The organism is Arthrobacter sp. UYEF21 (assembly GCF_040546085.1).
Lineage (GTDB): Bacteria > Actinomycetota > Actinomycetes > Actinomycetales > Micrococcaceae > Arthrobacter.
The window spans coordinates 1-14190 of sequence record NZ_JBEPNF010000005.1 but is presented as its reverse complement, the minus strand read 5'-3'; the positions used below and the strand labels follow the sequence as shown (position 1 = coordinate 14190).

Here is a 14190-nt window from a genome sequence, read left to right as displayed (position 1 = left end):
CATTCTCAGGTTGCCATGCTTACTTCTGCGCCCGATTGATAGGTTTGCGACTAACGTTTTGATGGGTTTCTGACGGGGAGACGGAGCAAACATGGAATCAGGCCCCAAGGACCTGTTGGAGCTCAGGCGGGCGGGCGATGCCCAGCCCTTATGGTTCCTTGACCTTGTCCAGCCGCAGATCGGCGGCGGGAAATTCGATCCCGGACACCTCTCGAAAATCGAGGCGCACCCTGATTCAACCGCCCTTCGTATCAGCGGGCTGGACCAGGCCGTGTTTGAGCGACTGGTCTCCAGCTGCGGAAGGCAGTTCACAGCGATTGAGTTCTGGAAGTGCCCCAGGATTGAGGACCTCACCCCGCTTGAGGACCTGTCAGGGCTCCGGATGGTCTCGTTCTATTGGAATCAGCGGTCCACACGACTATGGAACCTTTCGCGTACGCCGCATCTGACTGCGTTGCGGGTAGAGGACTTCACCCGATTCCACCGGCTGGATGACCTACTAACCGGGCACGCTCTGAAGGAACTCATCCTCGGTGACGCGGTATGGAGCAAGACTACTTTCGAGACGCTGGAACCCCTGGCCTCGCTGACGGGATTACTGACTCTAAGCTTGCTTCCGAAACGCATCGACGATGGTCGGATCCAGCCTCTTGGTTCACTGACCAACCTCGAAAATCTACGAATACCATGCAACCTGTTCACAACAGAGCAGATCGCTTGGCTCCGAGCACGGTTGCACGAAACAGTGGAATCGGAAGCGTTGAACGCCCTTCTCCCGCTAACGACACCCTTCGACATCGACGGCAAGCTGCGCGATGTTCTCCTGATTGGGAAGCGTAAGCCCTGGCTCAACTCCGACCAGGACGCGGCAAGAATCCACAAGCACGTTTCCAAGTTCGAACAACTGGTCGCCAGCTTCCGAAGCGACCCAAGCCTCGAGCCGGAGTGACCAATCGCAGAAAGCCCCGGCCGCTATCCAACTTCCCGACGACCGAATAGCGTGTCGAATACGCCCGTTAAAGGATCCTTCACCGCACGCGCGTCACCAAGGCGCGTCGGCTGAAGGGGCCACTGGTGATGCGGGAAGATGGCTCGATGACTGATGTTTATCTCAGTGGACAACTCGTGTGCCGCGACAACGACGACGTCGCCGTCGTCGTCCAGCATCTTGCCGTCCACATTGCGCAAACATGCGCCGAAGTTGGCTGTGTCTCATTCCGTGTGAGCCCTACCGACGACCCATTGGTGTGGCACGTTGATGAATTGTTCCGCGATGCCACGGCATTCAGAGCTCACCAAGCCCGGGTCGCCGGCAGTAAATGGGGACGCGTCACCGACGGAATCGAACGCCGCTACAAAATCGAGGGACTCTGACTTCGGCCGCTCTCGAGGATGCCCACGCCCGGCCAATCGGTTACCAGACGGTCGGTACCGTCCACTGGCAGCGGCCAGACCCAGATGGTCAGCGAGCCGCTCCGGCCGCGCAGGTTTCTGCTGGTGCCGTGAACCTGGGGGGGCTAGCTACCTCAGCTTGTGGATCTTCTCGGTCGGGACGTAGAAGGTCACTTCGCCGGTTTCGACGTCGACCCGCGCCTTGAGCCCTACCTTGCCCAGAATCGGGTGACCGTGGGAGATCGCGACGGGATAGGAGCCCCCGGCATAGACCTCGCAGTCTTCAATGAATTCAGCCATTCCCGAATCCTATACACCCACGGCCATGTGATCGTCCGCTGGACGATCCTTCACCGGACCACCCGGGCATGCCCCGGGTAAGCCCGACGCGAAAACACGCTTCCACCTCTGTTGCCAAGCCGGCCTCGGCAAACGGTATCGATTGCGGTACGGGCGCCTGCTATTGTTCGACCTGCACCCGGCTTCGATGGCCGTTCCGTGAACGGAACGGCCATCGCGCTATGTCAAGCGGCCACTGGCGGAACCATCCCCACGGCAAGGAACGTTCCGAGCGGCGCGTCACCGGGATCCTTCCTAGTTGTGAACGGGTGGCCGGGACTGGCACCAGCAGGTCTGCCAAGTAACCCCTGCCGACCGGGCCAAGCGCCGTCCCTTCCGCCTTGGCGGTGGATGTCCGATGATGACCGGTATGAAAAGAATTATCGGGTGGCTGGCAGCAGCAGCTGTCGTGACGGTCGTATTCGGCAGTCTGTACATTGCATTCCAGCAATCCGGCCGTAGGTCTGCCAATGTGGCGCCCTCTGCGGCGGCCGCTGCCCAGATGCAGCTTCTCGGCACATCCGTTGCGTCGGTCCCACTGGTGGAGTTGACCCCCGATAGTGGGGTGTTTGTCATCGTGTACGGCACCGATGACAAACCGGAGACGGGAACGGCCACTCTCCACGGAGTACTTCCAACCCTCCCATCCGGCGTGCTCGACACGGCAAGGAGATCAGGTGAGGATGCTGTGACGTGGCAGCCGGAGCCCGGACTACGGATGGCAGTCATTGCCCGCTCATCGGCCGGAAAAGTCGTGGTTGCCGGGCAGTCGCTCACCCCTTACGAGGCCACAGACACAATGATCAGGGTTTATCTGGTACTCGGATGGTTCGGGTGTGTCCTTGTCCTTGGCGCCGGGTTCGCAGCGTCCGTGTTGCTTGGCCCACGGCAGCGCCCAGCAAGCCCCATGCAGTGATGGCGTTGGCGAGGTAACCTGTTAGGCGCAAATCTGCAGACTCAGGTTCCCACCATACGGAGTGCCCTATCGCGGCGATTCACAGCGTCCGCGGTGGCTGGCTCGTCTCGACGGAAAGGTGCCCGGTAAAGGATCCCAATCGGGCACTGGAGCCCCGTGGGCCACCGGCTAACGGGCAGCTCGTGCCGTCGCTCCGGCGTCACGATCCCTAGGACTGTGGTCCGAGGCTAGACTGGGGCCGGTAAGGGCGGATTGGGGGATCCAAAGCGGCGCACGCCGCTGTTCCACTGGTCGGTCGCAGCCATCGTAACCGTAGGAACGACCGTGACCTTCTTCCAGGACTACTCGATCCCGTCGTCGCCTCCCCGCCCACGGACGCCGCAGTTCACGCCGCCTCCCTGGGCGGGCGCCACCCCCCTACGAACTGCCCGCCCTCGTCCCGGTGAATCGGTTCGTCCACCAGTCCCCGACCTTTGTGATGGCCGTTGAGGTCTACTCCACCGGATGCATCATTGACGTGAAATGGATTCTGCGCCGCACCGACCAGGAGGACCGAAAGTGGGCGGAGATCAATGCCGTTTCTCACCGGCCGGCGCCGCAAGTGCGCGATGGAGGCATTTCTTCCGACTCCATCCTCCTGCTCGGAGTCCAGTTCCCGGACGGCACAAAGGCCAGCAGCTCATCCCTGGCGATGTACGGGCACAAGCCGCTGGACCAGAAACCTGATGGCCCGGTCTTCGAATACCGGCCCAAGGGCGGTAATGGCGGGGAAGATGACATGTCAGCAAACGCCGCACTCTGGCTCTGGCCGCTGCCGCCGGCCGGGGACCTGCGCCTTGTCGCGCAGTGGACGGACATGGGCATGCCCGAAAGCTCCATCTCCCTCGACGGCCTTCAGCTTCGAGATGCCGCTGCTGGAGTCCAGAAGTACTGGCCTGAAGGAAGACGTGCAGGGATGAATCCACTCAACAACCCGGTCCTGCTCGTGGTCTTCGCGGCAGTCTTCTTCTACGTCCTCTACGGCGTCATCCGCGCCGCTGTCCGCGACGGCATCCTCCAAGCCGACGAGCGGCGGGAGAAAGCGCGTAGCGGGCTCAATAGCGGAGAACGGGGATCAGCGCCCGGGGGTGGCTCATCCCCGGGCGCCGGGACAGCCACCATCATCTTCGTACTCCCGTACGTTCCAGCAGTGTTCAGCCTGGCTCCCAATGGCACCGCGATCCTGACTCTCGTGGTGCTGCTTTGGACCGGCAGTTGGCTCCTGGGCCGCGGGCGCACCTGCAAAAGGCAAGGCTAGTGAATCAAGTCGGGCCCTGCCTCCTCAGCGGCTGGCAGGAACTGCCGAAGGCGCATGGTCCTGCCACCCGGACTCGGGATAGGAGGTATCCGGTAAGGGATCCCTGAGCGGGGGCTGTGACGTGGTCTGATTCACAGTGCGCGGCACCTCAACCACCCTGCTGAGCCCTTCAGTAAGCTCTATGCATGCAGATACGGAAGCGATCTTGTTTGACGGGGGACATATTGACGCGATCTGTGAGGCTAGCGGCCACGCATCAATCAACGCGATCGGGCCGTGGAGCGGCATCCGGGAATGTGGGACGGGAGACTTCGAAAGTGCTGTGCCGTGATTGAATCAATTCCCGACAGGCCCAAAGCGCTCTCCGTCGGAGTCATTGTCGGCGGATTTACCGCCCAGAGTAAGGTCTGGCGGGAGGCGCTCACGCGATTATCCAGGGACGTGTCAGAAATACGGGATCAACTTGAGTCGGATTTCAACATTAACGTCGAGTTCCAAATCCCTGGACACATCATCAGTCCTGATTTCCAAGGAGTTCGCACCGGCGCGTTCCGCAAGGCCGACCACCTCCTAAAGATTCAGGTAGCCGTACCCGTTGACCCGCCGGATGATCCATATGCGTATGGAGTACAAGCCATGCGAGATGCCGTAGACGTGGCTGAAGCCTGGTCAGTGCGGCGGCGCGTCGACTTCGACCCAGGGCCATTCCGGTCCCTACTCGCCCGACTGAACGAAAATCCTCCTCGTTAGCCCGCAGGGTGGCTTCGCATTGGGGCGACTGCTCCTCTTGACTAAGGGCTAGAGCCTACTCGGGGGCTTCCCGGTTTGTATCTCTGACAATCAAATGGGGACGTCCAGCCCGCGAGGCTGAGGAAGATGGAGGCCCGAGGCCATGCCCGCAAGCCGATCCGCTTCCGGACGATGATCGCGACAATTAGCCCTGCAAAAACGCCGCCATTTTATCGTTGGGGGAGTACCCCGAAGGTGTCGTGGTGGGGGACCGGCTATTGGACGGCTGTGGGCCCTACCTCGGTGGCTCGAAGCCGCCGATCCTCCGCTCGAGCAGTTCAGCCAGTCGCAGCGGGGAACGGTCCTCGAACATCGGACCGATGAGCTGCACTCCCACCGGCAGCCCATCCGGGGACCGGCCGGTGGGTATGGCGGTGGCAGGCAGTCCGGGCATGGTGGCCACACCGGCCCAGATCGATTGATCAACGGAGGGGTACTCGACGCCGTCGATGTCGATCCTCTGTTCCCCGCGGTCCGGGTTGTGGTCGTGCGGGAACGCGGGAATTGACATGATCGGACACACCACGGCATCGAATTCGGTAAAGAAGTGCCGCCAGGCGTGGCGGTGACGTTCGCGGCGAATGTCGGCGTCGATCCAATCGCGATGGCTCAGGACCATGCCGCGCAGCCGGGACGCGTTAAGGCTCTCATCGTCCGCGTCCAGGTCGGCGGCGAGGGTCCGCAGCTGCTCGTAAGTCTCCGCGGGGACACGCGCGCCGCTGTTCGATAACATCAACCGCGCGTACAGCGTCGCGTTTTCGGTCAGATCGGGGAGGAGCGGACTGCGCCGCTCGACGCGGGCCCCGCCGTCGACGAGTGCGGCGGCGACTCGGTTCACCCCGGCCCGCACTGCCGACCCGGTCTCAATGAGCGGATGCTCGTCGAGCACCAGGACGCGGAAGTCGCAGAGCCTCTGGTGACGCGCGGGCGGCAGAGTCAGATCATAGGCGACGCCGCGCGTTAACGGGTCCGGTCCCGCCATCACATTCAGCAACAATGTGAGGTCGCGGGCGGTGCGCGCCATCGGACCGCAGACGCCGAGGTCGCCATCGACCGGCAGCGCCGGTGCGGGCGGCGGCACCATCCCGCGGGTCGGCACCAGCCCGAACGTAGGCTTGTGTGCGTAGATACCGCAGAAATGCGCCGGGTTGCGCAGTGAACCCGCGAGGTCGGAGCCGATAGACAGCGCGCCGAATCCCGATGCCAGCGCCGCCGCTGATCCGCCGGAGGATCCGCGAGGCGTTCGACCCTGGTCCCAGGGGTTATTGGTGGTGCCGTAGATCTCGTTGAAGCTCTGCCAATCCTGCAGCATGAACGGCACATTGGTCTTGCCGAGAATCACCGCGCCCGCGGCCTTCAGGCGTGACACCACCACCGCGTCCTCAGCGGGCACATAGTGCGCATACTGCGGCATCCCCCAGGTCGTGGGCAACCCGGCAACGTTGTAGGACTCCTTGACCGTCACAGGAATACCGAGCAGTGGCCGGTCCTCGCCGCGGGCGCGCGCCTCGTCGGCCCGGCGCGCGGCAGCCCGTGCACGATCGAAGTCCGGCACACAGATCGCGTTAATCGCCTCATCGTCCCGCTCGATACGGGCGATCGCCTCCTCGGTCAGCTCCACCGAGGTCACCTCGCCGGTCCGCAAGGCGGACACTAGTTCTTCGGCCGAAAGAAATGCCCACTCCATGAATCCGATTCTAAGTGCCGCCACAGGCGCCCGGCCCCACATCCCCATCCACCGGGACGGCCTCGACGTTCACTGCCGCAGGCCTTCACGAGAGGGCAGCCACGCCGGCGGAGCGCCGTCCGGCGACCGATGGGCTACCGAGACGATCTATTCGAGATTCGAGTCACCTGCAAGATGTCGGTTGCGCGTCTCGATCAGCCTTTGGAGGTAGCGGCCCAGCACTAGTTTCTCGGCCATACGTCCAATGGGCCCGAACGGAGCCACGAACTCGATGCGATCCACCATCGTGGTTCCTGCTGAGTCCTGGCTGAACTCATGAACATGCCGGAACCGTCGGAACGGACCTTTAACCTGCTCATCTACGAAGTAGTCGGGTATCTGCATCTCGGTGATCCGGCTCGTCATTTGAAGCGGGACGCCGAAGTGCCAAGCTCGCCACGTCACTTCCTCGCCCAAGGAGATGAGACCGGACGTCACGCCATCTACGGCCTCTTCATGAGATTGCACCATGGAGTCCTTGTGGACGTCGATGCTCCGGGCAAGGTCAAATAGCTCCGATTTGGGCATCTTCGTCCGCGTTCTGCACTCAAAATAGACGGCCATCGTCAGAGTATTGCAGTTCTTTCAGTCTCGACTTGAATTGCGCCAAATTCAGGATGGCGCAAGCACGCAGAGTGTCCACGGCAAGGAGTGCCCGGTAAGGGATCCTTTAGCGGACGTCCTGCAGGTTCCATGGGCTGATCGTCGGAAGCTAGGGAAGCAGCGGTACGGGAGTCATCGGCGTTGGGTAAGGCTGCGCGATTATCGACGGTGGCCTACCTCGCGATGCCAGTATTTGGCGTCCTTGCTCCCGGTGCGCAGCACCGCGTCTGGCTGCGGGGGTGCCGGCCACATCTGGAGGAGATAGGAGTCGACAGAGTGATCGGAGAACTCACCTTCCCTTCCTCGATCTCGTCCCTTTGCGCTGGCTCTCAGCCGGTAGCTGCCGGGCGGTATGTCGGCAAGTACGCCACCGCTCTCTCCTGCCCAGGAACTCCACCGCATCTGGTGTCCTTCGGGGAGGACAAATGACACCTCGACGACGTCCTTCCATGGGGCATCGGCATCGTCTCTGGGCTTGGCTTCCAGCACAACGATGCGCACGGGCGATCCGCCTGACCGGCGGGCTAAGTTCACATACAGGCCGTTGGGGTCGGAGGCGCCGACCAATCCGTTGGTCTGACCGGCGAAGAAGCGATCGAAATCTCCGTCGAAGCCGTCCCCGGCCCAAGTGAGGTCGAATTGCCCGTAATCGGTCTCGACAACTTGGTCGAACAGCACTCGCTCCATGGCATTAGATTACGTCGCAACCGTTTGAGGGCTAAAAGGGCGCCATACGGCCACGCGTTCAATGACGTTATGGTGTCCCGGTGAGGGATCCCTTACCGGACGCATCGGCGCCCGATGAGCCACCCGGCTAACGGGCGGTCGTTCCACCCAGCCGGGAAGCCCTCCGAGGAGTTGATCATCTCAAGAGGCTCAGCGTTTGACTCGCCGTTTCGCTGCGCTCCTCCGGGCAGGCAGTTTAGTCTTAGCTACACAAGGATGCTGGGGGAGCAAAAGGTGGAACAGATAATTGTTGGTAGCGGCAAGGGCACGGTGGGACTCGACGCCGAGGGAGTTCTTCAGCTTGTGTGGAACCCAGGGTACTGTTCTGGAGGCCGCTGATGTACATGCGGCGATGGCAACGGTCAATGAGGTTGCCGATGGTGCCGAGTATCCGATGTTGATCGACATAACGAACACCCAAGAGGTGACGCGCCGCGGAATTTGTCAAGGCAGATGAGGCCAGCGGGAGTTTAGGCAGCTAATTCGACATCGGTTGATCGGTCCTTCATTTCGGCGGTCGTGGTCTCCATGGGTTTGTTGATCCAGGTCGTGCCCGGCAGGGCGAGGATCTTCGGATCCGTTGTGGTGGAGAACCGGTGCGGGTTCGCTGCGCGGGCGGCCTGCAGGACTGCGGTGCGGGCTCGGGCCGTGGCGGCCGCGAGACCGTAGTGAACGTCCGCGGGGGTGTTCAACCCGATGCCGGTATGCCGATGATTGTGGTTGTAACCATCGACGAAGTCGGCCATGAAGGCGCGTGCGTCGCCGAGGCTGGCGAAGCGTTCCGGGAACACGGGAGCGTATTTCAGGGTCTTGAACCAGCCCTCCGAGAACGGGTTATCATTGCTCACCCGGGGCCTGGAGTGCGACCGGGTGATCTCCAAATCCGACAACAGCGCGGCAACGGTCTTGCTCGTCATCGACGTTCCCCGGTCGGCGTGAACATCCTGCGGGGTGCCATGCAGAGCGAAGGTTCTCGTCATCATCTCCGCCGCTAACACCGCGGATTCAGACGGGTGGACGGCGCAGCCCACGATGTAACGCGAGAAGATATCGATCATCATGTAGGCATCGAAATACTTGCCTTTGATCGGCCCGGGCAGCTTGGTAATATCCCACGAAATGACGTCTCCTGGTTTGACGGCGACAAGTTCCGGGATGGCTCGTGCCGAATGCCGCGCTTGGGCACGACGCTCCTTCACTTGACGGTTGTCCCGCAGAACGCGGTAAATGGTGGAGATCGACGCCAAATACACGCCCGCGTCGAGCAGCTGGGCGTAGATCTGGATCGGCGCCAAATCGACGAACTCCGGCGAGTTCACCACGTCAAGGATGTGGGTCCGCTCGGCATCGCTGAGCTTGTTCGCCGGCACCACCACGACCGCCGACAGACGTGTCGCCCGGGGCTTCCGGGTGGCGGTTGCCCGGGGAAGACCGACCAACGTGGCGGCCGTGCGGGTGGAAATGCCGCGGGCAGTCAGCTCACGATAGGGGTTTTGCACTGTCTCGTCTGCGGTGGTTCGTCCCGCGAGCCCTTGGAAAGATTTCCAACAGCTCGTGCATTTTTGACATGATCTCCAACGCCACCTCAGTCGTGGCCAGACGTTGGTCCGTCAACTCCAATTTTCGTTTGAGCCGGGCGATCTCGGCCTGCTCCGGGGTGAGTTTCCCGATCTTCTCCCCGGGCTGTTTGCCCTCCAGCACGCCAGCGTCACGGAGCTTTCGCCATTCGGTGATCTGGGAGGAATAGATGCCCTGCTGACGCAGATACGCCCCGCCCGTATTCGTGGCGATCGCGACCTCGTAAGCGGCAAGGTGGACGAGTTTCTGCGCCGGAGTGATCGAACGCCTCCGCGTCGGATCACCCGACCTCGGGCCTGCAGGGATGCTGTTGTTCATAGGACTATCGTCGCGCACGGCGCTGATCGATGGACTGGACATGGTGGATCGGTTCCTGGTTCTCGCCCTACGACACGGCGGACTTGCTCTTAGCTACTGGCCTCACCCGATCCTGACACGCAGGGCCGGGCCAAGTCCGTCTTCAGCGTCCGGTGCGCTGCCTCACGGATTGCCCTGCTTGGCTCAAGCCCGGTCAGTCGTGTCATTGCTAACTTCGCGATGGCGCGGCGGACCCTCCCGTGTCCAACTCGGTTTTTCACCTCCCGCAATGAGGCCATGGACTGGCTTCTCCAGGAGCCCCTTCAGCCAAATGCACGGTGAAGGATCCCCAAACGCTCATCCGAGGTCACGCCATTCCTGGCTAACGAATGCTAGCCAAAAACCAATACGTTCCGTTGAGCGTTCCGCAAATGGAACTCGGAGAAGCCGTTCATCAGCTCCAGCTTTTCCGAGATCAAAGCCAAAATATTGATCGGATCGAAACCAGAGGTTCAGACTGGACCCCTATTTTTGTGTCCCGCGTATCGGGACAATCAGGGCATGGGACGTTCGAGAGAGATCCGCGGGTCCGCTGCTGCATGCGTCCTGATTCTCTCCGTCTCCGCCTGCGGAAGCGTTGGTAATGAGGTGCAGGGAGAATGGCGCCAGGAGCCTCCACTGCCATCTGCAGAGCCTTCCCCCGAAGTTAGTGAGGGTACTGAAATAGCCGACGCAAGCGAGTGCCGGGAGACAGTCCGGCTTCCGACCAGCTCAACAGAATCAACCGCTCCTTCCGCTGGTTCTGCGACTGCATTCAGCTGCGGCACACGATTCGTCCAGCTGACCGAGGAACAGATGCGCAACGCCACTCCTGCACCGATGCCCCTTCAACCAACCGCCAACTCTGAAGGGAACTCGGCAGATTCGCAGGTCACGACGCCGAAAGAGGGAGAGCAGCGAGAGTGGACCCCCGAGCGTATGAGAAGTGCCGCTCCGGAACCAATGCCCGCGGCCCCATAACGCCCAACTCGCCGTAGTGAGGCGAGGGCGTCCCGTAGAGGGATCCTCATATGCGACCCCTCTAGCCCAGATTTTTCATCGGATGGTGGTCGGGGTGCCGGGCCCGGTTTTTGCCGTCCCGGCGGGCTGAATCGGATTTTGGGCGTGGCTGAAAGGCCACGGGTCGCCGGGCGGGGCGCGGGCTTCCACTGATCCCGTTGGTTTTCTTCTTTCCTGCTCGTTCGTTGACTGGGGCTGCGGTGTCAGCTCCGCAGCAGGAGTGCAGGGCGGTTCGCGGCTGCGGCGATTCGGCTGATCGCTTCGAGCAGTGCGGCGATGAGGGGCTTCTCCGGTGCGGCGTCGGGCAGCAGCAGGTGGTTCCGGCGGGCGCGGGTGATGATCGTCCCGGCGGTAGCGAAGAGCCGGTAGCGCCAGCGTTTGATGTCCCAGCCCCTTGCTTTGTGGCCGTCGGGCAGGGCGGTGAGCTGGAGCCAGGAGACCAGGTTCGCGGCCAGGACCGCGAGGTTCGCCCAGGCCTGGTTCGCGGCGAAATCGAAGAACGGGAGCTTACCCAGGCCGGTGTTTTTCAGCGTCTTGATGCGGTTCTCGGCCCGGCCGCGGGCCCGGTGCCGGGCATCCAGGAACGGCCCGTGCCAGCGCGGGGCATTGGTCAGGAACGCTGTCACGCGGTGACCGTCGAGGTCGAGCAGGGTCGGTGTCGCACCGGGGTGCAGCGGCTCGGCGCGTAGGAAGATCTTCGTCCCGGGTGGGTAGTCCTCGAGCGGGATCACCTGCGTGGCGTTGATGACCCAGGCATCGTCGCGTTCGTTGCCGTCCTGGTCCAGGGCCGGCTGCCAGTACTGTTTGTCGTTGATCCAGTCGATCATGTGGGCCTTGCCGACCGGCACCGGGTACGAGACCGAGAACTGCACGTCTCGCGAATGCAGGTACCAGAGGAACTTCCGGGACGCGCCGGCGCTGTCGGTGCGCACCAGGATCTTCTCCCCGTCCAGTTCCTCGTCTTCACCGTAGAGGGAGTCGGGCAGGACGGCGATGGCGGCCTCGAAGATGCGGATGTGGTCCTCGGCGTTGTTCGCTGTGGCCCCGCCGTGGCGCATCAGCACCGCGAGTTCCTCCCCGGTGCCGTTGCCGGCACCGTAATCGAGGCTGGCGGTGAACGGGGCGAATCCGAACCCGCCCTTGTAGTTTCCGGTGGCTCGTTCCTTCTCGGAGTGCGAGGTGACCAGTGTGGCGTCGAGGTCGATGAGCAGCGGGTCCGCGGCCGTGGCCTTCACCGCCGGGCTGCGGTCCCCTGACGCTTCCCAGGCCCGGGTCCGCAGTTCCTGGGCCAGGGTCGAAAAGCCGTAATCGAAAACGTCCGGGTTCTTCACGGTGCGTTCGAAGAACCGGGAGACTGTAGCGTTCGAGGGCACGTTGCCGAACACGCCGGGCTGGGAGCGCAGGATGTCCAGGTCGGAGGCGTGCTCGCCGCCGGCGGCGAGCATCACCGCCAGCGACCCGAGCAGCCTCCCGGGCCGGTGCGAGGCCATCGCGGGGACGAACTGCCCGAGCCGGTCCTCGCATAGATCCCGGAACCCGAGGGCGTCGATGAATGACGTCAGGATCCTGGCGCCGGCATGGGAAACCAGCGACTGGCCGGTGAAAGTGACCGGGACGGATGGGAAGACCTTGGTAGGCTGATGCATCGAAAAGGTGCTCCTTCAAGACACGGAAATAACGGCGTAGACACCCCTATTTTCCCTTGTCAGAGCACCTTTTCGTGTCTTAAACACACCCCTCAGCCCAACCCGATGAAAACCCCGGGCTAGCTGTCAGCTGCGGCTACCAGTAGCGCGCGTGCCATAGAGCCCGCGTCCAGTAGAGCCGAGAACGTGACCACGCATGTGCCGCTGGTTACTCAGCTAGATATTGGGATCTGAGGAACGAAGGGAAAGAATGGCCCTGGCGGCGAAGGTGACGCCGGCGAGCAAAACTATGACCGCCGAGACGATGCTGTACCAAACGCCATTGGAGTTCAATGCGATATATACGCCGACAAGAGAGAAAATAACTGCCCCCAGCGACCAAATGAGCGTTGCTCTTATGGTGTTATTCATGACATCAGCCTAAGGGCTGCATTGATGGCCTAAGTTTGCCGTCTCGTTAGTGGACCGGCTCAGCCGACTCGTCCACCCTACGTCCGGTGAAGGATCCATGAACGGACGCTCGGCGTACTTTGAGGATGATGTCTCGTGGGCCGACTTTTCGATGGGAACTTTAGCGACTCGGGAGGAGCTCTGCCGCATTCCCTATGACTGCGCGACGGTAGTGGGGAAGGGTCGTGGCCAGGGCCTCGAGTGCAACACGGAGAGCCTGATCCGGCTGGCCGGCATCAAAAAGTGCAAGGGCGAGAAAGGCACGATGTGCGTCCCCGGTGACGTCGTTTTCCTCCACATCCTCGAGAACTTCAATCGCGGCCTCGAACTCGCCCACATTGTGCAGTGAGCTGGCGAGTTGAATGAGAGCCTGAGGCCGTCTCCTATCGTCGAGACCCGCGTCGAGTGCAAGGCGGTACAGGGGAATCGCTTCCGTCTCGCTGCCCAGGAAGTCGTGAACAAAAGGCCCATTCATACAGAGCCGCGGCGTCCCCATCAGGCTGTTCATTAATGAGCGCTTTCATGCTCCTAAAGGTTTCGGCAGGGTCTGTGTCATCAGCGTGCGCCCACAAACTCCTGCACGCGGTTTCCCAGTTGTCCATCATGCGCCGATTCTTCCATGGCCACATGCCCTTCGGTGCCCTCAAGCCGATCGGCTATCGGGCGACGCAGCGGGTCTCCCTGGGCTCCAGGTGTTCCCGGTCCCACAAGCGCTGTGGAATGCTGCGGTGTTCGCCAAGCACGAAAAGCGCTGCTTAGCGCAACCGGTGCTGTAGGCTCCGATTCGAACCTTGGGGGACTGTTGCTTAACTACTTTCGCGAGATGCAGGAGGCGCGCTGTGCAACCCGCGGCCGCCGAACGTACGGCTATGTCTCGGCCGGCATCGTACTTGCCGTCATGGGATTGGTCTTTGCGGGTTCCGCACCCTTATGGATGTCTTGGGCCACTTTCGCCGCTTCCTGCGTTCTGGACGTCTTCTTGACTAGGAAATGGATCAGAGACGACGCGCTGGAAGCCTACGGTCACCGACTATATCCAGGCTGACGGCGCCCAGGGTTAGGGACAACATAGCGACAGCGGCTCCAACGGCCGGCCGTCACCGAAAAAGCGGGGGAAGCTTTGCGCCAACGTCCGACACATCACACCGAAAAGCCACCAGTAATGTCCGTCGTTTACCTTGTCCTCAGTCTCTGCGCCTTAGCGACAACAAGCGCCGCAGCCATCCTGTGGACCCCCATCGACGCGGACTTCATTACTCGCGCCGACAATGCCGGGTCGGAATTTGTCAAGGTGAATGAGGCCAGTGGGAGTTAGGCTGCTGCTTTTGTGTCGGTTTTCTCGGCGGGTTTGTTGATCCAGGCCGCGTCGGGG

General features: G+C 62.0%; 14 protein-coding genes. 6 read left to right on the top strand and 8 right to left on the bottom strand.

Features of this window, described 5'->3' with window-relative positions:
- Window positions 1–91 precede the first annotated feature (91 nt).
- Window positions 92–949, top strand: a complete 858-nt coding sequence (locus ABIB27_RS07375) for a hypothetical protein (protein ID WP_354217670.1) — start codon at window positions 92–94, stop codon at window positions 947–949.
- Between the two features lie 146 nt (window positions 950–1095).
- Window positions 1096–1374, top strand: coding sequence for a putative quinol monooxygenase (locus ABIB27_RS07370; RefSeq protein ID WP_354253746.1), 279 nt, complete (start codon window positions 1096–1098; stop codon window positions 1372–1374).
- A 147-nt stretch (window positions 1375–1521) separates the two neighbouring features.
- On the opposite strand, the gene ABIB27_RS07365 is transcribed toward ABIB27_RS07370, so the two are convergent.
- On the bottom strand, window positions 1522–1692 hold the full coding sequence (locus tag ABIB27_RS07365) for a hypothetical protein (protein ID WP_354217672.1): 171 nt from the start codon (window positions 1690–1692) through the stop codon (window positions 1522–1524).
- 409 nt (window positions 1693–2101) lie between these two features.
- Between ABIB27_RS07365 and ABIB27_RS07360 the strand changes: the two genes are divergently transcribed.
- From ABIB27_RS07360 to ABIB27_RS07350, 3 genes are all read left to right on the top strand, one after another.
- Window positions 2102–2647 (top strand): hypothetical protein, encoded by a 546-nt coding sequence (locus tag ABIB27_RS07360; protein WP_354217673.1) that lies wholly within the window; start codon window positions 2102–2104, stop codon window positions 2645–2647.
- A 478-nt stretch (window positions 2648–3125) separates the two neighbouring features.
- Complete coding sequence (locus ABIB27_RS07355; RefSeq protein WP_354253745.1) at window positions 3126–3944, top strand: hypothetical protein; 819 nt, start codon at window positions 3126–3128, stop codon at window positions 3942–3944.
- A gap of 327 nt (window positions 3945–4271) precedes the next feature.
- Window positions 4272–4694 (top strand): hypothetical protein, encoded by a 423-nt coding sequence (locus ABIB27_RS07350; protein ID WP_354253744.1) that lies wholly within the window; start codon window positions 4272–4274, stop codon window positions 4692–4694.
- Between the two features lie 274 nt (window positions 4695–4968).
- Here ABIB27_RS07350 and ABIB27_RS07345 read toward each other — a convergent pair whose 3' ends face one another.
- The 4 genes from ABIB27_RS07345 to ABIB27_RS07330 all read right to left on the bottom strand — a co-directional run bounded on the left by ABIB27_RS07345 (window position 4969) and on the right by ABIB27_RS07330 (window position 9684).
- The gene (locus ABIB27_RS07345; protein ID WP_354217675.1) at window positions 4969–6420 is read right to left on the bottom strand and encodes an amidase; all 1452 of its coding nucleotides are present in this window, start codon (window positions 6418–6420) and stop codon (window positions 4969–4971) included.
- Between the two features lie 147 nt (window positions 6421–6567).
- Window positions 6568–6987, bottom strand: a complete 420-nt coding sequence (locus ABIB27_RS07340; protein WP_354217676.1) for an SRPBCC family protein — start codon at window positions 6985–6987, stop codon at window positions 6568–6570.
- Window positions 6988–7221: 234 nt separating this feature from the next.
- Window positions 7222–7749, bottom strand: coding sequence for a hypothetical protein (locus tag ABIB27_RS07335; protein WP_354253743.1), 528 nt, complete (start codon window positions 7747–7749; stop codon window positions 7222–7224).
- Between the two features lie 509 nt (window positions 7750–8258).
- Window positions 8259–9684, bottom strand: a protein-coding gene (locus tag ABIB27_RS07330; protein WP_354217678.1) for an IS3 family transposase whose coding sequence is annotated in 2 segments (ribosomal slippage) — window positions 8259–9333 and window positions 9332–9684 — 1428 coding nt in all. Because the reading frame shifts where the segments join, the coding sequence is not laid out codon by codon here.
- A 96-nt stretch (window positions 9685–9780) separates the two neighbouring features.
- On the opposite strand from ABIB27_RS07330, the gene ABIB27_RS19435 reads away from it, so the two are divergent.
- On the top strand, window positions 9781–10005 hold the full coding sequence (locus ABIB27_RS19435) for a DUF7793 family protein (RefSeq protein ID WP_502909149.1): 225 nt from the start codon (window positions 9781–9783) through the stop codon (window positions 10003–10005).
- A gap of 920 nt (window positions 10006–10925) precedes the next feature.
- On the opposite strand, the gene ABIB27_RS07325 is transcribed toward ABIB27_RS19435, so the two are convergent.
- The 3 genes from ABIB27_RS07325 to ABIB27_RS07315 form a co-directional block, all read right to left on the bottom strand.
- Entirely contained in the window at window positions 10926–12368 is a 1443-nt protein-coding gene (locus ABIB27_RS07325; RefSeq protein ID WP_354217679.1) for an IS1380 family transposase, read from the bottom strand.
- Between the two features lie 216 nt (window positions 12369–12584).
- On the bottom strand, window positions 12585–12779 hold the full coding sequence (locus tag ABIB27_RS07320) for a hypothetical protein (protein WP_354217680.1): 195 nt from the start codon (window positions 12777–12779) through the stop codon (window positions 12585–12587).
- Between the two features lie 160 nt (window positions 12780–12939).
- Entirely contained in the window at window positions 12940–13293 is a 354-nt protein-coding gene (locus tag ABIB27_RS07315) for a tetratricopeptide repeat protein (RefSeq protein ID WP_354253778.1), read from the bottom strand.
- Window positions 13294–14190 lie beyond the last annotated feature (897 nt).